The 21,580-nt window shown below is 48.0% G+C and carries 19 protein-coding genes; 11 read left to right on the forward strand and 8 right to left on the reverse strand.

Annotated features, from left to right (window positions below; genetic code table 11):
• Positions 1-173 precede the first annotated feature (173 nt).
• Positions 174-809, reverse strand: a complete 636-nt coding sequence (udk, locus tag Q1B47_RS04455; protein WP_299789247.1) for a uridine kinase — start codon at positions 807-809, stop codon at positions 174-176.
• 12 nt (positions 810-821) lie between these two features.
• Positions 822-1,937, reverse strand: a complete 1,116-nt coding sequence (gene apbC / locus Q1B47_RS04460; RefSeq protein WP_299789250.1) for an iron-sulfur cluster carrier protein ApbC — start codon at positions 1,935-1,937, stop codon at positions 822-824.
• Between the two features lie 161 nt (positions 1,938-2,098).
• Between apbC and metG the strand changes: the two genes are divergently transcribed.
• Complete coding sequence (gene metG / locus Q1B47_RS04465; protein ID WP_299789253.1) at positions 2,099-4,165, forward strand: methionine--tRNA ligase; 2,067 nt, start codon at positions 2,099-2,101, stop codon at positions 4,163-4,165.
• A 106-nt stretch (positions 4,166-4,271) separates the two neighbouring features.
• Here metG and Q1B47_RS04470 read toward each other — a convergent pair whose 3' ends face one another.
• The 3 genes from Q1B47_RS04470 to Q1B47_RS04480 all read right to left on the reverse strand — a co-directional run bounded on the left by Q1B47_RS04470 (position 4,272) and on the right by Q1B47_RS04480 (position 7,037).
• Positions 4,272-4,772: a CreA family protein gene (locus Q1B47_RS04470; RefSeq protein WP_299789866.1), complete on the reverse strand. Its 501-nt coding sequence runs from the start codon at positions 4,770-4,772 to the stop codon at positions 4,272-4,274.
• 120 nt (positions 4,773-4,892) lie between these two features.
• A complete protein-coding gene (gene yegD, locus Q1B47_RS04475) occupies positions 4,893-6,266 on the reverse strand; it encodes a molecular chaperone (protein WP_299789256.1) in 1,374 nt (457 codons plus the stop codon).
• A gap of 261 nt (positions 6,267-6,527) precedes the next feature.
• Positions 6,528-7,037 carry an aminoacyl-tRNA deacylase gene (locus tag Q1B47_RS04480; protein WP_299789259.1) on the reverse strand — a complete coding sequence of 170 codons (510 nt, stop codon included), beginning with the start codon at positions 7,035-7,037 and terminating at the stop codon, positions 6,528-6,530.
• Between the two features lie 210 nt (positions 7,038-7,247).
• On the opposite strand from Q1B47_RS04480, the gene Q1B47_RS04485 reads away from it, so the two are divergent.
• Positions 7,248-8,741: a nodulation protein NfeD gene (locus tag Q1B47_RS04485; protein WP_299789262.1), complete on the forward strand. Its 1,494-nt coding sequence runs from the start codon at positions 7,248-7,250 to the stop codon at positions 8,739-8,741.
• Positions 8,722-9,522 (forward strand): slipin family protein, encoded by an 801-nt coding sequence (locus Q1B47_RS04490; RefSeq protein WP_299789265.1) that lies wholly within the window; start codon positions 8,722-8,724, stop codon positions 9,520-9,522. The genes Q1B47_RS04485 and Q1B47_RS04490 overlap by 20 nt, the downstream gene beginning before the upstream one ends.
• A 125-nt stretch (positions 9,523-9,647) precedes the next feature.
• On the opposite strand, the gene Q1B47_RS04495 is transcribed toward Q1B47_RS04490, so the two are convergent.
• Positions 9,648-10,643 (reverse strand): rhodanese-related sulfurtransferase, encoded by a 996-nt coding sequence (locus Q1B47_RS04495; protein WP_299789268.1) that lies wholly within the window; start codon positions 10,641-10,643, stop codon positions 9,648-9,650.
• 211 nt (positions 10,644-10,854) lie between these two features.
• Between Q1B47_RS04495 and Q1B47_RS04500 the strand changes: the two genes are divergently transcribed.
• The 8 genes from Q1B47_RS04500 (at position 10,855) to ilvN (ending at position 18,667) form a co-directional block, all read left to right on the forward strand.
• The gene (locus Q1B47_RS04500) at positions 10,855-11,517 is read left to right on the forward strand and encodes a glutathione S-transferase (RefSeq protein WP_299789271.1); all 663 of its coding nucleotides are present in this window, start codon (positions 10,855-10,857) and stop codon (positions 11,515-11,517) included.
• 80 nt (positions 11,518-11,597) lie between these two features.
• A complete protein-coding gene (locus tag Q1B47_RS04505; protein WP_299789274.1) occupies positions 11,598-12,086 on the forward strand; it encodes a glutaredoxin family protein in 489 nt (162 codons plus the stop codon).
• Between the two features lie 77 nt (positions 12,087-12,163).
• A complete protein-coding gene (locus tag Q1B47_RS04510; protein WP_299789277.1) occupies positions 12,164-13,120 on the forward strand; it encodes a DUF523 and DUF1722 domain-containing protein in 957 nt (318 codons plus the stop codon).
• Positions 13,117-13,620: a hypothetical protein gene (locus Q1B47_RS04515; protein WP_299789280.1), complete on the forward strand. Its 504-nt coding sequence runs from the start codon at positions 13,117-13,119 to the stop codon at positions 13,618-13,620. Before Q1B47_RS04510 ends, Q1B47_RS04515 begins: the two co-directional genes overlap by 4 nt.
• A 118-nt stretch (positions 13,621-13,738) precedes the next feature.
• The gene (locus Q1B47_RS04520; RefSeq protein WP_299789283.1) at positions 13,739-14,371 is read left to right on the forward strand and encodes a class I SAM-dependent methyltransferase; all 633 of its coding nucleotides are present in this window, start codon (positions 13,739-13,741) and stop codon (positions 14,369-14,371) included.
• 337 nt (positions 14,372-14,708) lie between these two features.
• The gene (locus tag Q1B47_RS04525; RefSeq protein WP_299789287.1) at positions 14,709-15,935 is read left to right on the forward strand and encodes a multidrug effflux MFS transporter; all 1,227 of its coding nucleotides are present in this window, start codon (positions 14,709-14,711) and stop codon (positions 15,933-15,935) included.
• A gap of 516 nt (positions 15,936-16,451) precedes the next feature.
• Complete coding sequence (locus tag Q1B47_RS04530; RefSeq protein ID WP_299789290.1) at positions 16,452-18,173, forward strand: acetolactate synthase 3 large subunit; 1,722 nt, start codon at positions 16,452-16,454, stop codon at positions 18,171-18,173.
• A complete protein-coding gene (ilvN, locus tag Q1B47_RS04535) occupies positions 18,173-18,667 on the forward strand; it encodes an acetolactate synthase small subunit (RefSeq protein ID WP_299789293.1) in 495 nt (164 codons plus the stop codon). Before Q1B47_RS04530 ends, ilvN begins: the two co-directional genes overlap by 1 nt.
• 130 nt (positions 18,668-18,797) lie before the next feature.
• On the opposite strand, the gene Q1B47_RS04540 is transcribed toward ilvN, so the two are convergent.
• On the reverse strand, positions 18,798-19,238 hold the full coding sequence (locus Q1B47_RS04540; RefSeq protein ID WP_299789296.1) for an Hsp20 family protein: 441 nt from the start codon (positions 19,236-19,238) through the stop codon (positions 18,798-18,800).
• Between the two features lie 305 nt (positions 19,239-19,543).
• On the reverse strand, positions 19,544-21,250 hold the full coding sequence (gene ushA, locus Q1B47_RS04545) for a bifunctional UDP-sugar hydrolase/5'-nucleotidase UshA (RefSeq protein ID WP_299789299.1): 1,707 nt from the start codon (positions 21,248-21,250) through the stop codon (positions 19,544-19,546).
• Positions 21,251-21,580 lie beyond the last annotated feature (330 nt).

Below are 21,580 nucleotides of genomic sequence, written 5' to 3' on the forward strand. Positions count from 1 at the left end.
TTGATTATTTGCTTGTTACCGGAACGAAAATCGAATCAAGATTCAGACTCGTCCTCTATGGCCAAACGACTTTAATATGCACATCTAAAGAACGTTAGTCACCCAAAAGTTAACCGCATCTTCGCCATCCATGGCGGTCCGACTCAATAGCTTGGATATTGGTATATAGTGTATTATTTAGCTAACAGATGTTGAATTCTCGTCTTAAGAATATCCGTGGCGATACGGTTCTTACCACCGCGGGGCACAATGATATCCGCGTACTGTTTAGATGGCTCGATAAATTGCAGGAACATAGGACGAACCGTCTCTGTGTACTGCGACATCACAGACTCCATGGTGCGGCCACGCTCGGCTACATCGCGGGAAAGACGGCGCATGAAACAGATATCCAGCGGCGTATCCATAAAGACACTCGCATCCATGGTATCTCTGAGCACAGGATCGGTCAGCAGCAAGATCCCCTCTAAGATAATCACCTTCTTAGGCGTCATCTTAATGGTCTCTTCCATACGAGTATGTTCGCTATAGCTATAGGTCGGGATCTCTACGGCTTCACCCGACTTAAGCGCCGATAGATGACTACATAAAAGCTCATGATCGAGTGCCTTAGGATGATCGTAGTTAGTCAGTACACGCTGCTCCATAGACAGGTGGCCTTGATCTCTGTAATACGCATCTTCTGCGATAACACCGATCTGATCGGTACCCAGATCACGACACAACTCTTCGTATATGGTTTTTGCGATTAAACTTTTTCCCGAGGCAGACGCCCCCGCGATACCGATAATGACACACTGAGAATTCATGCTGATAAAACCTTATTCGTCATCTGAAATACTGATTGAAACACTGGATTGAACTTTAGTAAGCGCGAGCTGAGCCCCCACTTTTCTGGCAATTTCTCGATACAGAGCCGCCACTTCACCATCTGGATCGGCTACAACCGTCGGCGCCCCCTTATCTACATCTTCACGTATGTTGAGTTTAAGAGGCAGCTCTCCCAGAAGCGGAACCTGATAACGCTCTGCCATCTTACTGCCACCATGACTACCGAATGGATGCTCTTTATGACCGCATTCGCTACACATATGGAAGCTCATGTTCTCGACGATCCCCAGCACAGGAATATTCACTTTACGGAACATGCTGATCCCCTTCTTGGCATCGGCAAGGGCGATATCCTGAGGAGTCGTGACCACTACCGCACCCGTTACAGGTACTTTTTGCGATAAGGTAAGTTGAATATCACCGGTTCCCGGTGGCATATCGATAACCAAGTAATCGAGCTCTGGCCACTGAGTCTCATTTAACAGCTGGGCTAAAGCCCCCGCCGCCATAGGACCACGCCAAACCGCGGCTTCGTCATCACTCAACATAAAACCGATAGACTGAGCCGTGATTCCGTGAGCTGTCGCTGCGGTCATCATCTTACCATCGGGCGAAACAGGCTTGAACTCTGTCACACCCAGCATTAACGGAATCGAGGGACCATAGATGTCGGCATCTAAGATCCCCACTTTTGCACCTTCAGCGGCTAAGGCCAGTGCCAGGTTGACTGCGGTTGTAGATTTACCCACGCCACCTTTACCCGAGGCGACGGCAATCACCTGCTTTACATTCTCAATCGGCTCAACACCTCCAATGGCGGAGATGGCCGCGGGCTGGAAGTCGATTTCACACTCCACTTCGTCGATCGCGTCGAGTACAGCAAGCTTTTTGGTTATCGCCATGACAGTATCACGATACTGAGTCATGCAAGGGTATGGATAACACAGACCCAGCTGTAAACGTTTACCATCCATCGATAACTTATTTACGCAGCCTGCGCTGACTAATCCTTGCGCTAAATACGGATCTTGATACGCATCCAAGATGGCCAAAACAGGCCCTAGAAGATCGTCGTTGAGACGGTAATTCTGAGAAGCTGAAGACAAAAGTGCTACCCCCTATAAAAAATTTGATCAAGTGTACCAGAAAATGAGCTAAACATTCGTGTAGATTTAACTCACTTAAATCACCTTTTGATGAAAGTCTTGTTAGGATCGGTTAGTATCTATGCCATTCTTTTTGGGCTCCTTACTGATTTTGAGACAAGATGGCAAATTCACAACGTAAAATTCTGGTGACAAGCGCACTCCCATACGCCAATGGACCTATCCACTTAGGCCATATGCTGGAGTATATTCAAACCGATATCTGGTCACGATTCCAAAAGCTTCGTGGGCATGAATGTCACTATATCTGTGCAGATGATGCCCATGGCACGCCTATCATGCTTAAGGCTCAGCAGCTGGGTATTGAACCGGAAGAGATGATAGCTCAAGTCAATAAAGAGCATCAGCAGGACTTTGCCGACTTCAATATCAAGTTCGACAACTTCCACAGCACTCACAGTGAAGAGAACCGTGAGTTGTCCAGTGACATCTACATCAAGTTGCGTGAAGCCGGCTACATTAAAACCAAGACCATCTCTCAGCTGTTCGATCCTGAAAAATCGATGTTCCTGCCTGATCGCTTCGTTAAAGGCACCTGCCCTAAGTGTAAGTCAGAAGATCAATACGGTGATAACTGCGATAACTGTGGCGCGACATACAGCCCTACAGATCTGATAAATCCAAAATCAGCCGTCTCGGGTGCCACGCCCGTGATGAAAGAGTCTGAACACTTTTTCTTCGACCTGCCGGCCTTTGAAGGCATGCTTAGTGAGTGGACCCGCTCGGGTGCGATTCAGGATGAGATCGCAAATAAACTTGGTGAGTGGTTCGAACAGGGTCTGCAGCAGTGGGACATCAGCCGCGATGCGCCATATTTTGGCTTCGAGATCCCTGACGCGCCGGGTAAGTACTTTTATGTATGGCTGGATGCGCCTATCGGCTACATGGGTTCATTCAAAAACTTATGTGACAGACGCGAAGACCTTAATTTCGATGACTTCTGGTCCAAGGACTCAACGGCTGAAGTTTATCACTTCATCGGTAAAGATATCGTTAACTTCCACAGCCTGTTCTGGCCAGCGATGCTAGAGGGCGCGGGTTACCGTAAGCCAAACAGTGTCTTCGCCCACGGTTATGTGACCGTCAACGGCGCCAAGATGTCTAAGTCCAAAGGCACCTTTATCAAGGCCCGTACCTACCTGGATAACTTAGATCCAGAGTACCTGCGCTATTACTATGCCGCTAAACTCAGCAGCCGTATTGACGATCTCGACCTGAATCTGGAAGATTTTGCCCAACGTGTGAACTCTGACCTAGTAGGTAAACTGGTTAACCTGGCCTCACGTACCGCTGGCTTTATCAGCAAGCGTTTCGATGGCAAACTGGCAAAAATTGCCGATACCACTCTTGAAGAGACCTTCCTGGCAAAACAGGAGGTCATTGCCGACTTCTATGAAAACCGTGAATTTGGTAAGGCGATGCGTGAGATCATGGCTTTGGCCGATATCGCCAATGCCTATGTTGCCGACGCCGCGCCATGGCAGTTAATCAAGCAGGAAGAGAAACAAGATGAAGCCCATCAGGTGTGCAGTAATGCACTGAACCTGTTCCGCATCCTAGTGACTTACCTTCAGCCGGTACTGCCTAAGCTTGCCGAGAATGTCGAAGCCTTCCTGCAGTTCCCGCTCACCTGGGATAACCTGAGTGCCGATCTTGCGGGCCATGAGATAGCTAAGTTCAAGGCCTTGATGCAACGCGTCGATATGAAAAACATCGAAGCTATCATCGATGCCTCGAAAGAGAGCCTGCAAACCGGTGGTGAATCAGCAGCCAAAGAGAAGAAGGCTGAAACAGAAACCGCATCCGAAAGCCGCAGCCCACTGGAAAGCGATCCTATCTCGGATGAGATAAGCTTCGATGATTTCGTTAAGCTGGATCTTCGTATCGCCCGTATAGCTAAGGCCGAGCATGTACCGGAAGCCACCAAGTTGCTGAAGCTGCAGTTAGACTTAGGCGGTGAGACCAAGCAGGTCTTTGCCGGCATCAAGTCAGCCTATGCGCCGGAAGATCTGGAAGGCAAACTCACCGTGATGGTGGCCAACCTTGCACCACGTAAGATGCGCTTCGGCATGTCAGAGGGCATGGTGTTAGCCGCAGGTCCGGGTAACAAAGATCTCTGGATACTCGAGCCTCACGAGGGCGCACAACCTGGCATGCGAGTTAAGTAACCGCTGTGGCTAATCCGCTATGAGGATTCGTTAAATATAAGAAAGGGCCGCATTAAGCGGCCCTTTTTTACTCTCTGTGCCCTGCTGAAACAGCATTCGGGCTCAATTACAGCCCCTCAGCCTTCTCTATCGGCACACCTGATTCTACCCAGGCATCCGTGCCATAGAGCGGCACGGTCGACAGCGCATGTTTATGACTGCCCTCGGTCTCTTTTGTCGAATAGGAGAGGTAGAGTAAGGTTTGATTGTCAGCATCGTAGATGCGACGCACTTTCAGCGTCTTAAACAAGATACTCAGCGACTGTTTAAAGACTATCTCACCATTCTTGCTCCTGTCGATATTGGCGATATCCTTCGCCGTGATTGGCCCCGTCTGCCGGCAGGATATACTCATGTCTGAGGGATCGGCCAGACTCAGATTGGCTTCTACCCGGCTGATATGGCAAGTTACGCCGGCTATCTTAGGATCCTGTCTGGCATCGATAATCACATCTTTAGTGGTAAACAGGCCCAGACTCACTTTGCCTACATCGTCGCCACAGGCACTCAGCCCTCCCAGCAAAATGGCTGCAGCGGTTAATCTTGTGAACGTCGTCAATAGTTTCATCATCTCTTCCTTAAACATCAAAACTGCATTCCAGCGGATCTCAAAGCCTGATTTAGCCAGGTTCCGCTCGAGGCCAAGCTTTTTAACCTTATTAGCCAAACAGTTAAACCACCTAATAGCTTAACTGAAAACTTTCTGCGCCCAACGTGTTAAACCTGCGGTTACACTACCAAAATGATCGCCTACAACGATAGGTATTTCGGGGTACATTCCGGCGATCTTGTCATAGATAGCCGGACTCCTCGCCGTACCGCCGGTCACATAGATCACATCCGGCTCAACACCCGCTGTCGCCAGCGCTTGCTGCATCAGGGCTTCAATTTTTGCGCTCGGTGCAGTTACGGCATCGGCGAACAGCTCCCGGCTCACATCGGCGCTGAGCTCGGAGCAGATATAGCCGAGCTGCATGGTGACAGCTTCATTATCTGAGAGCGCTATCTTCGCCTGCTCTGCACTGCGTACGATTCTATAACCCAGCTGATCTTGCTGAACCTTGAGTAATCTGGATAACAACTCAGGTCTTTTGGCGTCTTTGATCAACTCCTCGATCATCTTACGGGAGCTCAGAGATGAAAAGTCACGCTGGGCACTGATATCGTTGACGGCCACCGCATTCCAAAATGGTTTACTGGGCACCGGCAAGCCATTGACCATATGACAGCCTAACCCCATGTGAGCCATGAAAGCCTTCATCGACAATGCGATATCCAGATCGTTGCCACCGACTCTTTGACCGCTGTGACCGAGAAAGTCACCGCTTCTGTCCTTGGTACCAATATGTGAAGGCCCCATCTTAACGACCGAGCAATCTGTGGTACCACCGCCGACATCGACGACCAATACGACTTTGTCATCATCTAAACCGGCTTCAAAGTCCATTCCCGCCGCTAAGGGCTCAAACAGAAAGTCAACATCGGTGAACCCGGCTCTTTTAGCCGCCAGGCGTAAAATGGCTTCAGCCTGTTTATTACTCTCTTCACCACCGATCCCCTGAAAATTCACCGGCCTGCCGATGACAGCATGGGTGATTGAGTTTGCGCTGTTTATGCCCTGCTTTGACTCGGCGACCTGTTTTATATGCTGCATCATCATAGTGACAATATCTTCAAACAGGGCCACCTGATCTGTCCTCAGGCCGGTGGCACCCAGGAAAGATTTTGGCGAACGGACATAGAAACCCTCTTCCGGCATATCCAGGTAGGCCTTAACAGCCTGTTCTCCGACAAAAACAGCCTGCTCATCAGCATCTAAATCTAACTCGCGCCTGGCAAGGCGCGCACGACTCAATTGAGCAGAACGGGCTCTGGCGTAATCGGCTTTAAGATGGGTGGGCAGCTGCCGATAAACAGCTTCGGCAATAAGCTCTCTATCGAGCGCATAAAGCGTAGAGGGCAGATAGTCAGAGTCCGCTGACAGAGGCAGCAATCTTGTACCTTCCCCTTCCATAACACCTACGGCACAGTTTGCACTGCCATAATCAAAACCAACAAACATTCACTCGCCTCAAAGGTAAAAGCTACAAATAAAAAAGCCGTGAAAAATAACACACTATGGCGGGAGTACAAAGGGGGAAAACACCATTTCATGGCAAAAGTTAACGCTATCGCCATGATCCGGCCACATTCACCGAAGACCGTAGTATACAGGCCATTCTTTTCGAGCAGTTATTAATAGAGGACGGCGCTCAGACGCCACAAATGACGAATGAGAACAGGTATGAAACCGGGCAGCAGACTCTGCTGCCCGGTGTTGCAGTTAAGCAATTTCGCTGTCGCCAAACTCGGGAGCGCCAATCTCAGCGCCTCCGATATCGGCCAACAATGTGCCCGACAGAAGGGGGCTATATTGCTGATGATTGATCTCTATCAGGTGGCAGTGGTCTCCGGCTTCCAAGTACACCTTCTCTTCATCGAAGAGTCGCTTATCCAGCATCATCTTCAATCCATAGGCCTCTGCAAGCCCTGGGATCGCCCCCTGCTCACAATCGGTAAACTGAGTCGAGATCTCAGCTTCATCAGCCAGGTGATAAGCTTCCCCCATCTCTTCGCTGAGTTTTAACACCGACAATCTTCTACCCGAACCGACGCCGGCCATCAGGTAATCACCATCGTTATTCACCAATAACACGGCTTTCACCACCTGAGAGCTAGGTAGATGCGCCGATGCCGATGAGTCCAGAGAGGCTAAAGTCTTACGGTGTTTTATCAGGGAATATTTAACTTTATGCTCATTGAGAAATGATTCCAGCGTCACTGCTATAGCCATGATAAATACCTCCTGTCGGTCACCATTTCTACGTGAAACGTTACTAGCCTAATTATAGCCAAGGCTGAGCAAACATCGCATTCAGAGGGACAAATTATCCCTCAGTCTCTCTCAGATATCCCCGCAGCTCTTTGGAAAAACAACAGATATTTATACGAGGTGGTCGTATATCGCCTAAACTAAAAGATAATGCCATCGAAGAGTCCTCTTATGTGTGCATCTACTTATAAGTTATCGGCTTTCGGGTTAACGCCCCTCAGGCTGATCACGCTTTTACTTCCCCTTTTTTTCCTGGCTTATGTACAGGCTCAACCAGACTCGGCTGAAAAAGCCTCCGAACTCACCGACTCCCATGCCGTGCCGGTTTTAAGTATCAAGGGGGCCATCGGCCCTGCAGTGAGTGACTACCTGATCACCGAGATCAGATCGGCAAATCGTGACTCTGAGCCACTGCTTATCATAGTTATCGACACACCGGGCGGCCTGGTATCCAGCCTGCGCGATATCAACCAGGTCATTCTCAATTCAGACGTCCCCATCGCCTGTCTGGTACACCCTCCCGGAGCACGCGCGGCCAGCGCCGGGACCTATATTCTCTATGCCTGTCACATAGCGGCCATGTCGTCGGCAACAACATTGGGCGCGGCGACTCCGGTCAGTATCGGCGGTCCCACCGCCCCCCCCTCTCCCACAGGCAAAGACAGTAAAGAGGACAAAGAACAAGACAAGTCAGGGGCCAAGTCGGCGATGGAGAAAAAAGTACTCAACGACTCAATCGCATATATTCGCTCGCTGGCACAACTACGTGGCCGCAATGAAGAGTGGGCAGAGTTAGCCGTAAGGGAAGCGGCTACCCTGACCGCCAAGGAGGCGCTTGAAAAAAATGTGATCACCCTGATGGCCGACTCCCCTCAGGATCTTGTAAAGAGACTCGATGGCTACGAGGTGAAGGTCAAAGACCAGTCACGCACCCTGGCCTTAAAACAAGCAAGGCTTAAGCCTGTCGCCCCGGACTGGCGCAATGAATTTATATCCACCATCACTAACCCCAATATCGCCTATATTCTGATGATCATCGGCATCTATGGCATATTACTCGAGTTTTATAGCCCGGGAATTGGTGTTGCCGGTGTCACAGGTGCTATCTCATTAGTTATCGCTCTCTATGCATTTCAGCTCCTGCCTATTAACTACGCAGGTCTGGCGCTACTGCTGCTGGGAATCGGTCTGCTTGTCACCGAAGCCATGATACCCAGCTTTGGCATTTTCGGCGTAGGCGGGATCATCGCCTTTACCGTGGGCTCCATATTCCTTATCGATACCAAGGAAACTCAATTTCAAATATCTATTCCTGTCATCGCCGCCGTCACCTCTGTCAGTGTGGTCTTCTTCCTCTTCGTATTGGGCTTTTTGTGGCGTTCACGGAAAAGCCGAATTGTCAGTGGTCAGGAAGCAATCATCGGAGGTGAGGCTGAGGTGCTCGACGACTTCGATACACAGGGTTATGTGATGTTCGGTGGCGAGCGTTGGGCAGCTAAAACCGATACTCATCTTCATAAAGGTCAACGTGTCACCGTAGATGGTATTAAAGAGTTAACTCTTATTTTAAAAGCAACCAAGGACAAGACTCAGGACGAAAAGCAACCGGACGTTGAGGATTGTTCAAACAACAAGGAGCCTGACAATGGATCCCATTCTTCATAATGGCGCTATGTTCAGTCTTGCGGTCGTATTTCTGGTCGTCGCACTGCTATTGAGCGCATTCAGAATTTTACGAGAATATGAGCGAGGCGTGATCTTTCTGCTCGGACGCTTTTACAAGGTGAAAGGGCCTGGCCTTATCATCGTCATCCCCATCATTCAACAGATGGTCAGAGTCGATCTGCGTACTGTTGTCATGGATGTGCCGACTCAAGATGTGATCAGCCGCGACAATGTATCTGTCAAGGTAAATGCTGTGATCTACTTTCGGGTGATCGATGCTCAAAAAGCCATCATCAATGTTGAAGATTACTTCCAGGCGACGTCGCAACTGGCTCAAACGACACTTCGTTCGGTACTCGGACAACACGAGCTCGATGAGATGCTGGCCAACAGGGAGATGCTCAATACTGACATTCAGAGCATACTGGACTCTCGCACCGATGGCTGGGGAATTAAAGTATCTAATGTTGAAATAAAACATGTAGATCTGAACGAAACCATGGTGAGAGCTATAGCCAGACAAGCCGAAGCCGAACGTACCCGTAGGGCCAAGGTTATTCATGCATCCGGTGAGATGGAAGCGTCGGCCAAATTGGTTGAAGCCGCCGGTAAACTCGCTATGGAACCTAATGCGATTCTGCTGAGATATCTGCAAACTCTGACCGAGATAGCCGGTGAGAAAAACTCCACTATCCTGTTCCCGTTACCCATGGAGTTACTCAACGGTGTGCTGAATCAGGTAAAGGATGAGACCTCAAAAACAACGGGTAAACAGGGCTGAAAGTAAGGTACTGCCAACAATAAAAAAGCCGTCTATCACAGACGGCTTTTGGATCTCTTTAATCAACGTGAGCCATCGCCCGATGCAGCGTAACGTTTCACGTTATCCCTGAGTGTAGGCGATGCTCAGCTTTCAGGCTTTTTATTTTGTTTCTGTTGCGCCAGCCTCCGGCTCTCTTTCTCACTGCGCCTCGATAAGATCACCTGACTGACATCACTACCGATGTGAGCCTCTCCCCGTTCGGCTGCCAGTAGGAGCTGCCGTTCACGCTCTTCGAAACGACGGCGCTGTTTGTCTGAAGTACTCTCTATGCAGTGGGGACAACTCACTCCCTGCACGAAGGCTGCACTCTCTTTATCCGCTTCTGTTATCGGCATACGGCATGCGTTACATTGATCGTATGTTCCTTTTTCCAAACTATGGTTTACAGCCACACGATTGTCGAAAACAAAACACTCTCCCTCCCACATGCTCTGTTCCTGCTTGATCTCTTCGAGGTATTTAAGCACGCCCCCCTCAAGATGGTATACCTCATCGAATCCCTGCTCTTTCAGGTAGGCAGTAGACTTCTCACAACGAATGCCACCGGTACAGAACATCGCCACTTTCTTGTGCTTCGATGGGTCTAAATGCGCTTTCACATAGTCAGGAAACTCACGAAACGTGTCAGTTTCGGGGTTAACAGCATTCTTAAAAGTGCCTATCTGCACCTCATATTTATTACGGGTATCCACCAGCAACACATCGGGATCGGATATGAGCTCGTTCCAGTCTTTCGGCTTTACATAGGTCCCCACCACTTTCAGGGGATCGATCCCCTCAACTCCCATGGTGACGATCTCTTTTTTTAGTTTCACCTTAGTGCGGTAGAAAGGCATCTGCTCATCGAAAGAGCACTTATATACCAGATTATCGAGCCCGGGTTGCTGATTCAGCCAAAGCAGTAAACGGTCGATGGCGACCCGCTCTCCGGCAACAGTACCATTGATCCCCTCACTTGCCAGAAGCAGGGTTCCCTTAACGCCCGACTCCTCCATCAACGCCAATAACGGTTTCTGTATAGATTCAAACCGGGGCAGAGAAACAAACTTATATAGCGCGCAAACGACAACCTGTGACATATCAACCTCTACTGCTCGCCGGAGCTTAATCTCCGGTGCACAAAGCCAGCCCCAAACGGTGAGCCGGAACACAAAAACAGTCGGGAAGTCTACCTTAGTCACACACCGACAAACAGATACAAACTGTAGGGGTATTCACCAACTAAACCTGAAATTTGTTTTTTTATGTAAAAAGCCACAACATATATATAAAAGATAAAATGAGCCTCATATGATACTACCAACCCTATACTCGTTCAGACGTTGCCCCTATGCCATGCGCGCCCGACTGGGGATCTACCTGTCAAGAGCTCAGGTTTCCCTGCGTGAAATAGTGCTCAGACATAAACCTGAACCTATGCTCAAAGCCTCTCCCAAAGGAACGGTCCCCGTTTTGATTCTGCCGGACGGTAAGGTTATCGATGAGAGTCTGGATATCATGTTTTGGGCACTGGAGTGCGGTGATCCCTGTCAGCTTCTGCTAAGAGAGTCTCCCCAAAAGCTGGAGATAGCTAAGGCATTAATAGATACCAATGATAATGAATTCAAACCTTGGCTCGACAAGTATAAGTATGCCGACAGGCACCCTGAGCAGCGTGAAGAGAACTATAGAGAACAGGGAGAGCGATTTATCAGCCAGTTGGAGGAGCGACTCTCGAAACATGGGCAACTGCTGGGGCCAACTCCCTCTATTGCCGACTACGCGATCTTTCCATTTGTGCGCCAATTTGCCCACGTTAACAAGCCTTGGTTCAGAGCCTCCCCCTACTCAAATGTACAATTGTGGCTCAATGAACACCTGACAAGCACTACATTCACTCATATCATGAAAAAATATCCCACCTGGCTTGAAAGTGAAGAGGAATTTCTGTTCGGCAAGGAAACTAAGCGATGAGCTAAAGAATATAGCCGGAACCACCGGACAATAGCATAGCTTTAGTTTATATGACGGAATCATTGACAAAGGACTGAAAAATGAACAACAAGAGAGAGAAAGCATTCTCGCTCATTCTGCTCCCACTTCTTATCGGCTTGAGTGTTGGTGCCGGCGCTGACGTGTACCGCTGGACCGACAGTAACGGAAACACCCATTTTGGCGATCGTCCTCCGGCAAAGGACGACATAAAAGCGCTCGAGGTAGAGCTGAGCCCGACGACTAAGCTTTCACTCCCCTCACCATCTTCAGAAAACTTTGACTCAGACAAAATACTCAACAGGGGAAAGAAGAGCGTTGTCATGTACGCTACCTCCTGGTGCCAATACTGTCAAAAGGCCAGAAACTACTTCCGGGAAAACAAGATCCGCTATGTTGAATATGATGTTGAAAAGAAACCTAAGCGTATGAGGGAGTTTAAAAGGTTCGGCGGCAAAGGTTATCCGTTAATACTCATAGGTAAACAACATAAGATGCAGGGATTCAGTGTCTCCGGATTTGAACGGCGGTACGCCTCTCCTGACAATTAACACGACTTAGCATGGCCCATCAAATTGACTAAAATTAGTCATAGCCCTATTTCCGGCGCGCGGGAGAGATAAACAACATGAGTGACTCAAATATCCCTAAGATAAAAGTTGGTATTAGCGCATGTCTTATGGGAGAAAAAGTTCGCTTCGATTCAGGGCATAAGAAAAACTCCTACATCAACAGTACCTTAGGTGACTATTTTGAGTTCTCCTCTTTCTGCCCTGAAGTAGATATTGGTCTGGGAGTTCCCAGGCAAGCCATTCGACTGGTTTCATCTGATAAAGGGGTAAGAGCTGTCGGCTCCAGAACTCCTGAGCTGGATGTCACTGAACTTCTATATCATTCGGCGGAAAATAGAAGGGAGTGGCATGAGGAGCTATGTGGCTACATATTAAAAAAGGACTCCCCCAGCTGTGGAATGGAGAGAGTAAAGCTCTACTCATCGCAGATGGCTGAACGTAAAGGTGTCGGCCTCTATGCCGCACGCTTGATGAAGAATTTTCCTCACCTTCCGGTTGAGGAGGAGGGACGACTGGGAGATGCCAGATTAAGAGAAAATTTTATTCAACGGGTCTACATCTATTCAAGATGGAGGGCGCTGAATCAAGAGGGGCTATCACTGAGCAAGTTACAGCACTTTCACGCCCGCCATAAATATATTTTCATGAGCCATGATCAGAACAAAGCTAAACTGCTGGGAAATCTGCTTGCCAATGGTAAGAGCTCAGATCTGAGTACACTCTCTTTAACCTACCTAGCAGAGATGATGAGCTTATTGAAAAAAGTCGCCAGCAGAAGTAACCATGTCAACACATTGCAACATATTCAGGGATATCTGAAGAAGCAGTTAACGGCTGACGATAAACAGGAGATGCAGGCATGTATAGAGGACTATCGAAAGGGGTTACTGCCCTTAATTGTACCTATAACGCTACTGCGTCATCACTTCAGGCTCTCTCCCGATACCTATATCACTGAGTCCTATTATATGCAGCCCCACCCGGGTGAACTTATGTTGTTAAATAACTTATGATAAAAGTGTACGTCAACGACAAGATGCAGAGTGGCTATTGCTATGAAAGGGTTGCGCCCATAGGCAGTGAATTTGCCCCCGACTTTAAGCCGGAATTGACGCCGAAAGAGATGCTTCAACTGGGAGTATTTGGCGGCAAGTATCTGAACGACTGCAAGGCGGAATTTCCCGACGATTGGTTCACCGGTGCCAAACTTGCCACACATGAAAAAGATAGCAGTCTGAATTACTTCTCTGTGGACGCCTCTCTCCCTCTAAGGGAGTGGATAAAAAAGGGGTGGATCCACCCACAAGATCCCAGAGGTTGGTTTCAATGGTACTGTCGCTACTATATGGGCAGACGAACCGAGGCTGAAGACATTCGCCAGATAAAAAGGTGGAAAGCGTTTCGCCGCCATGCCGGGGCAGTAAGAAAGTACTGCGAGCCCTATGACTATCAATGTCGAAAGAAGCAGAGGCAGGCATTATTACACTGGGCCTACGACGCGAGAAATATATAGAGCAGAAGCGATATCGTGCCCTGACAAGCTCCCTCCATTGAAAAGAGAGATATCTCTGTATTATTCATCGCTAATATGTAAATCTAACGACAATCAGTCATTACCACTCAGGCCTCAGTTGGATAAATATAGCATCACCGTCAATACATTTAATAAATACGCTCAGAAGTATCAAGACAAATATATGGATATGGCGCTATATGACGATACATTCGATCTCTTCTGTCAGCATCTCAACGATAAAGAGAAACCGGCACTGTTCGAAATTGGATGTGGACCGGGAAACATCAGCCGGTTTCTGTTAAATCAATGCCCCGAACTGACCATCCATGGCAGCGACCTTGCCCCGCAGATGGTTGAACTGGCAAAACTGAATAACCCAACAGCAACCTTTGAGGTGATGGACTGCAGAGAGATCGATAGGCTCGATGGCAGCTACGATGGCATTATGTGTGGCTTCTGCCTTCCCTACATATCTAAAAATGACGCGGCAAAACTGATCGCCGATTGCGCAGGTTTACTGAGAGATAAAGGTATTATCTATCTCAGCACCATGGAGGGTGATGAAAAAGATTCGGGATTTGATACAAACAGCAATGGTGACAGGGTTTTCACCCATTATCATAGAGCCGACTACTTATCCCATTTTCTCATTGAGAATGGATTAAAGGTTATCGATATCAAGCGTAAAGTCTCACTTAAAGGAGATGGAACGGAAAACACAGATCTGTTTATCGTCGCACAGCGTTGAGCTCAAGCAGAATAAGCATATCAAAACGCCAACTTAGGCTGATGCACCTTCAAGCTTCAGGTGCACCTCAGGCCTTGCCGTGTAGCATCAGATAATGCTTCACCAGCAAAGTGATATCACAGCTAAAGTTTGGTTACAATTTTTTGCATTCAAACAGCGTGATTGAGAGGAAATAGCCATGGCTAATATTCCCTATTAGCCGTACAATATTTACTCTCTCAAATAACAGGCACCAGCTCTGGTTCCAGCCCTGTTTAGATAGTGTTTCAGATAATTAAATTGCCCCCGCCGGCAAGCTGTTATCCATTTGTTTAATTTCTTCTCCTAAGAGGTATCAGTGCCAACAGAACCAATTCAAGCGCAAGTCGTTTCCAAACAAACAAGTGTCATAAATCTCGCATTATTAATCCCTATGTTATCGGCAATAGTGGCCATAACCCCGTTGGCAATCGACATGTACCTGCCTGCCATGTCAACCCTGGCCGCGAGCTTTCACTCTGACATCACGACGGTACAGCAGTCTTTGAGCCTATATTTGGCTGGTTATGCACTGGGTATGCTCAGCTTTGGGCCCCTGGCCGATCGCATCGGCAGACGCCCGCTGGTGATAACAGGTTTAACAGGCTTTATGCTTATCAGTCTGGCATTGGCTTTTGTTACCAGCATAGAGTTGTTTCTCGCGCTGCGATTCCTGCAGGCATTTATCGGCGCCGCCGCAACCGTGGTTGTGCCCGGATATATCAAAGAGGTCTACGGAGAAAATACGGCCAAAGGCATGTCCTATGTCAGCCTTATCATGATGTTGGCACCATTACTGGCACCGAGCCTGGGCAGTATAATTCTTGAGTTCGGTGAATGGCAGCTGATCTTTTTTATTCTGGCCTTCTATGCCCTAACCTTGCTATCACTGGTGTTATGGAAACTAAAAATGCCCAGTGACGGCGATAAGGCCAGTCGCAGCCAGAACTCTTTCTTCGGTGCCTATGGGGTTGTTTTTACCAAACCAGGAGTCAAACTGCATATTGCCAGCGGCGTATTAACCTCCTTCTCCTTTTTCTGCTACCTCACCGCCTCCCCCTTCGTCTATATGGAGGTGTTCGGCCTGGATAAATCTTTGTTTGCGATACTTTTCAGCACCAATGTTGGTGCCCTGATGTTAGCGAACGTAGTTAATAGCCGTATCGTGGGGCGCTATGGTTCCAGGCGAATGCTCAGGGGAGCGACCATGCTCGCCATACTCGCCGGTTCTGCGCTATTTGTGGTCAACTGGTTTGAATTAAGCCTCGGCTTTACCGTGGCGACACTCATTCCCTTCATGGGGTTTCTCGGCGTCATGTCAGTCAATGCCGATGCGATAGTATTAATGAAATTTAAAAAGGAAACCGGCACGGCTACCGCCGTCATCGGCACCTTACGATTCGGTTGCGGTGCATTGGCCGGCCCGTTATTGGCCCTGTTTTATACCGGAACCGCAGTTCCCTTCTCGGCCTTAATGCTGAGTTCAGTGCTATTGGTAGGGGTGTGTCAGTTTTATGCCCCAGCGGGAGTACAAAATCAAAGTTAAGTTGGTTGAGATCGACTCCGGGTTAATATGAAGCCCGGGGCTGATCTGTACCTGAATTATAATTTTGTCCCTTAGCTCCTCTTTTTCATGATTAAGGGTAAAAAAAACCATTTACCTTTGCCCAGCCAGCTATTTTCCTCTCAAATAATCACCGATTTCCCCCTCGAACAGAACTTCCGTTCAAAGATGAAGACCCGTGTTTACCCCTTAAATATTCAGTACTTCTCAATTTACAGCTCAGAATTGTTCAATTAACCTCTGAGGTGAACAGTGAATTTTTTTCATTTATCGCTCTTTTTTAAACAAATCACTTGAATTGCGTTGTTAATTTTATATGATGAAATTCTGTTCATTTGAAACAGGTGTCGCACCTTACAAGGTGAACCTTAACTTTATACCTAAAGTTATCGACACATCGGGAGTTTAGGATCACCATCCAAACTCATAAATTCAAGCGATTACCGTCGCTGTAGCGAGATACTGCATACCGTAGCGGTAACTTATGAGGGTTTACAAATGGAAAAGCTATCAGGCGCCAGCATGATCGTCCGTTCTCTTATTGACGAAGGCGTAAAACATATATTCGGCTATCCCGGCGGATCCGTGTTGGATATCTACGATGCCCTGCACGAAAAATCAAAAATCGAACACATTCTCGTCCGTCATGAACAAGCTGCCGTACATATGGCCGATGGCTATGCTCGTTCTACCGGCGAAGTGGGCGTCGTTCTGGTCACATCCGGTCCCGGTGCGACAAATACAATCACAGGTATAGCAACAGCCTATATGGACTCTATTCCTATGGTCGTGTTATCCGGACAGGTGCCGAGTAACCTGATTGGTAATGACGCATTCCAGGAATGTGACATGATAGGTATCTCCAGACCTGTGGTTAAACACAGCTTTCTGGTCACCGACGCCAAAGATATCCCCACCATAGTTAAAAAAGCCTTCTTTATCGCATCCAGCGGTCGTCCGGGCCCCGTGGTTATCGATATCCCCAAAGACTGCATGAATCCGGCAATGTTACATGAGTACCATTACCCCGATGACATCAGCATGCGCTCCTATAACCCGACGACAACCGGACATAAGGGGCAGATCCGTCGCGGTGTTCAGGCACTGTTAAAAGCGAAGAAGCCGGTTCTCTACGTCGGTGGGGGCGCAATTGCCTCCGAGTGTGATAAACAGATTTTGGCTCTGTCGGAAAAGTTGAATATTCCGGTTGTGAGCACCTTAATGGGACTGGGAGCATTTCCCGGCACCCATAAAAATAGTTTAGGTATGCTTGGCATGCACGGCTGCTATGAAGCCAACATGGCGATGCACAATACCGATCTGATCTTCGGCATAGGGGTTCGCTTCGACGACCGCACCACTAACAATATCGACAAATATTGCCCCAATGCCACCATATTGCATATCGATATCGACCCCTCTTCCATCTCAAAAACCATTCGGGTGGATATCCCTATCGTCGGCTCGGCCGAAAAGATCCTCGATGAGATGTTGACTCAATTGGACTCGAGTAACGAAACGAGTACAGATGAGGCGGCAATCGACTTCTGGTGGAGTGAGATCAGTCAGTGGCGTAGCCGCAAGAGTCTGGATTACGACAGGACCAGCGAAAGGATCAAGCCTCAGCAGGTGATCGAAACACTCCACAAGTTAACCAAGGGTGAGGCATATGTCGCATCCGATGTGGGCCAACATCAGATGTTTGCCGCACTCTACTATCCATTCGATAAGCCGCGTCGCTGGATTAACTCAGGCGGACTGGGCACCATGGGGTTCGGTCTCCCCGCCGCCATGGGAGTTAAGATGGCAAAGCCCGATGAAACCGTCATCTGTGTTACCGGTGACGGGTCGATTCAGATGAATATTCAGGAACTTTCTACTGCGCTACAATATGATACGCCGGTCAAGATCATCAACCTCAATAACCGTTTCTTAGGCATGGTTAAACAGTGGCAGGATATTATCTATGCCGGACGCCACTCCCACTCCTATATGGACTCGGTGCCGGACTTTGCCAAGATAGCAGAAGCCTACGGCCATGTGGGCATGACCATCACAGATCCGGCAGAACTCGAATCCGGGCTGGAGAAAGCCCTGGCCATGAAAGATAGGCTGGTATTTGTCGATATCAATGTCGATGAAACTGAACACGTTTACCCCATGCAGATCCGCGGTGGAGCGATGAACGAGATGTGGCTGAGCAAAACGGAGAAAAGCTAATGCGTCGTATTATATCTGTACTACTTGAAAACCAACCGGGCGCACTTTCAAGGGTTGTGGGCCTTTTTTCTCAGCGTGGCTACAACATTGAAACATTAACCGTTGCTCCTACCGATGACATCACCCTGTCTCGTCTGAATATCTCTTTGGTGGCCGATGAAGCGGCGCTCGAACAGATAGAGAAGCAGCTGCATAAGCTTATCGATACCCTTAAGGTTTCAAACATCACAGAGTCAGACCATATCGAAAGAGAGCTGGCACTGGTGAAGGTAAAGGCCAAGGGCGTTATGCGTGATGAGATTAAACGTACGGCGGAGATCTTCCGTGGGCAGGTCGTCGATATTACCGCCGATCTCTACACGGTACAGCTCACCGGTACCAGTGAAAAGCTAGATGCGTTTATTAGTGCCGTAGGCGATGTGACCAAAGTCGTCGAAGTCTCACGCTCAGGTGTTGTGGGCCTCGCCCGCGGTGAAAAGGCGATGAGAGCCTGATACCCCTGGCAATATTGAACCACTAACTCACACACTAAAAAAGGGAGCCGATGCTCCCTTTTTTGACACGCTTTTCCAACTGAATCTTTTTAGCTCGCAGAGTCCAGGCCGCTAACTAAAACCGTGGAACCTATTCAGAGTCGAACAATCTCGAGGTGCCGATCTCAATTTTACGTGGCTTGAGTGCTTCCGGGATCTCACGCTGAAGATCGATGTTGAGTAAGCCATTTTCAAGGTTTGCACCTATGACAGTAACATAGTCAGCAAGCTGGAATGTACGCTCGAAACCACGTTCGGCGATACCTTGGTACAGGTATTTACGCTCTTTGTCTTGTTCGGCCTTAGTGCCTTTAACCAGTAACTTGTCACCTTCACTGGTAATATCGAGTTCAGCCATGCTGAAGCCGGCAACAGCCATGGTGATGCGATAACGGTTTTCGTTCAGCAGTTCGATATTATACGGGGGATAACCTGAGTTGCCTTTGTTCGAGGCCGCATGCTCTGCAAGCTGGGCTAAACGATCGAAACCAATGGCACTACGGTAGAGGGGAGTAAGATCATAATTACGCATATGTATATCCTTTTATAAAGCAATATAGTTAATTTAAGTTGGCCGATATCTGCAAGCTTGACCGCAATCAATCGCACCTGTTTTGTTGGTTAACGCTTTGACCCCGAAGGCATCAAGATTCTGATTAACCAGGAACCTCATATGAGCGTCCCATACTCAATATATGTAGCCGTATTTTTCGTTTTCAAGGGAAAATTATCAAATTTATTAAAAATTATTTTTTTATATGGGAATAGGCATTGGCAGGTATGAAGATATAAAAAAAGCAGCCCGAAGGCTGCTTTTTAAGAAAGTGCAGTGCTAAATTAGCGCTGACAAGCTAACGTGCTGTTACTGTTCAGGAACTGAATGTCACTCGCTACAGGAGCGAAATCAGCAATCTTGATATCACTTCTATCTTTGATGAAAGTGTACATAACTTCAGCATCGACATAACCGGTCATAACAGGAGTCAGTACAGGGTAGCCATCACCACCTGCCGCGTTGTAGCTAGGTACGGTAAAGGTGTAAGTTGCATCAGCATCGTAACCCTTGCCATTGATGTCGTTAATGGCGACTGTTTTAGCTTCACAATCAACGTCCATCTTAATACCCGCTAGCTGAGGGTATGCGCCAGAACCAGTTTCACCGATATCGACAGTTGCAACTACGTTCAGGTACTCAGTGACCTCTGCACCAGTCATAGTGCTCAATGTGATTGAGTTGCCAAATGGCTGTACAGTCAGAACATCTTTATATGTGATGTCACCGAGTTCGATAGAGTCACGTACACCACCTGAGTTCATTACCGCAAAGTCGGCATCAACTTTAGTACGCTGCGCTTGGGCAATCAGTTGACCCAGGTTAGTCTGCTGTGTACGGACAACGAGACGGTCACCTTCAAGTTTGCCATCGGTAGTACCGATAACTTCAAGAAGCTCTTCCTGACCCTTATCCTGATACTGCTGCATGATCTCAAGTACGGTAGCATCCGGTGTGATAGCTTCACCGATGAGGACACGCTCGCCCTCTTCGTTCTTCTTCTTCAAGTTAACAGGGATCAACTTGTAGCTGGCCAGGTGCAATTTACCGTTGAAGTATTCGAAGTCAGCCTGTCCAACATACTTACCCCATTCGTGAGCCTGCATGATGTAGGTACCGTTCTGAACGTCTGGTTTACACTCGCCACCAGCTGTGAACTCAGGGTCGTATGCATCACCTTCCATACAAACCGGGTTCTGAGAGTGACCACCGATAACGGCAGCTAAATCACCTTCAGCCATTGCGCGAGCCAGTGCAACATCACCTGGAGCGTTGTTACCGTTGGCGCCATCAGCATAGTGACCCATATGGGTAGTAGCGAAGATCAAGTCAGCTTCATCGGCATCTTTAATATCTTTGATAACTTTCTTAAGTTCTTCTTTAGGATCGGTAAACTCAAGACCACCGACAAACTCAGGGTTAGCGATTTTAGCCGTATCTTCAGTCGTTAGACCTACAACAGCGATACGAAGTCCGTTTACATCGAATACCTTATATGGTTCGAAGTAGCGAGCGCCAGATACCTTGTCATAGATGTTAGCCGCTAACATTGGGAAGTTAGCAAGTTCACGCTGCATATCTACAGTCGACAATGGGTTATCGAACTCGTGGTTACCAACGGCCATAGCGTCATAACCGATCAGGTTCATACCGACGAAGTCAGGACGTGCATCCTGAAGATCAGACTCTGGCACACCTGTGTTGATGTCACCACCTGAAAGCAAAATGCTTTCGCCGCCATTTGATTCGACTTCTGCGCGGATCTGATCGATCAGCGTCTTACGCGCCGCCATACCATATTCGCCATACTTGTTTTCAAAGAAACGACCATGGTTATCGTTGGTGTGAAGTACGGTGAAAATTGTACAAGCTTCACCCGCTTCAGCACAGGTTGCCGGCAGCGGCTTAGGATCATCGTTGTCACTTCCACAACCAGTTAATGCCACTAGTACTGCAGATGCGACTAAACCTTTTATTAGCTTATTTGTCATTACTATCAACCCCTAGATTATCTTTATTAGTTACCATCATTTTTTACAATTACGGATTCTATGATCTCGCTGACAAGCATCATAGCAAAGAATATATCGAATTTGTGTCAATTTTATGAATAATCGTGAGCTAAACGTTTATTTTTAAAGCATATTGTATAAACCATTGTCCTCATTTAAGAACAGGCATAACAGGGAGATTTGGATAATATTGAGGGGGATTTTAAAAGCCTGAATCCATCTCAGGCTTAGTTTTTTATTTCAACGCCTTAGCGCTTTACACCTTATAAAACGATTGTTTTGATTCGTGAACAGGTCATTGCATTTTAG

The sequence above is a fragment of the uncultured Shewanella sp. genome, assembly GCF_947501225.1.
Taxonomy (GTDB): Bacteria; Pseudomonadota; Gammaproteobacteria; order Enterobacterales; family Shewanellaceae; genus Shewanella.

Coding starts and splice junctions, on each gene's coding strand:
- Q1B47_RS04510 (WP_299789277.1), top strand. CDS start 12,164: ATGAGTGACTCAAATATCCCTAAGATAAAAGTTGGTATTAGCGCATGT.
- Q1B47_RS04500 (WP_299789271.1), top strand. CDS start 10,855: ATGATACTACCAACCCTATACTCGTTCAGACGTTGCCCCTATGCCATG.
- Q1B47_RS04540 (WP_299789296.1), bottom strand. CDS start 19,238: ATGCGTAATTATGATCTTACTCCCCTCTACCGTAGTGCCATTGGTTTC.
- Q1B47_RS04485 (WP_299789262.1), top strand. CDS start 7,248: ATGTGTGCATCTACTTATAAGTTATCGGCTTTCGGGTTAACGCCCCTC.
- Q1B47_RS04490 (WP_299789265.1), top strand. CDS start 8,722: ATGGATCCCATTCTTCATAATGGCGCTATGTTCAGTCTTGCGGTCGTA.
- Q1B47_RS04530 (WP_299789290.1), top strand. CDS start 16,452: ATGGAAAAGCTATCAGGCGCCAGCATGATCGTCCGTTCTCTTATTGAC.
- Q1B47_RS04515 (WP_299789280.1), top strand. CDS start 13,117: ATGATAAAAGTGTACGTCAACGACAAGATGCAGAGTGGCTATTGCTAT.
- metG (WP_299789253.1), top strand. CDS start 2,099: ATGGCAAATTCACAACGTAAAATTCTGGTGACAAGCGCACTCCCATAC.
- Q1B47_RS04470 (WP_299789866.1), bottom strand. CDS start 4,772: ATGAAACTATTGACGACGTTCACAAGATTAACCGCTGCAGCCATTTTG.
- udk (WP_299789247.1), bottom strand. CDS start 809: ATGAATTCTCAGTGTGTCATTATCGGTATCGCGGGGGCGTCTGCCTCG.
- yegD (WP_299789256.1), bottom strand. CDS start 6,266: ATGTTTGTTGGTTTTGATTATGGCAGTGCAAACTGTGCCGTAGGTGTT.
- Q1B47_RS04505 (WP_299789274.1), top strand. CDS start 11,598: ATGAACAACAAGAGAGAGAAAGCATTCTCGCTCATTCTGCTCCCACTT.
- Q1B47_RS04480 (WP_299789259.1), bottom strand. CDS start 7,037: ATGGCTATAGCAGTGACGCTGGAATCATTTCTCAATGAGCATAAAGTT.
- ushA (WP_299789299.1), bottom strand. CDS start 21,250: ATGACAAATAAGCTAATAAAAGGTTTAGTCGCATCTGCAGTACTAGTG.
- ilvN (WP_299789293.1), top strand. CDS start 18,173: ATGCGTCGTATTATATCTGTACTACTTGAAAACCAACCGGGCGCACTT.
- Q1B47_RS04495 (WP_299789268.1), bottom strand. CDS start 10,643: ATGTCACAGGTTGTCGTTTGCGCGCTATATAAGTTTGTTTCTCTGCCC.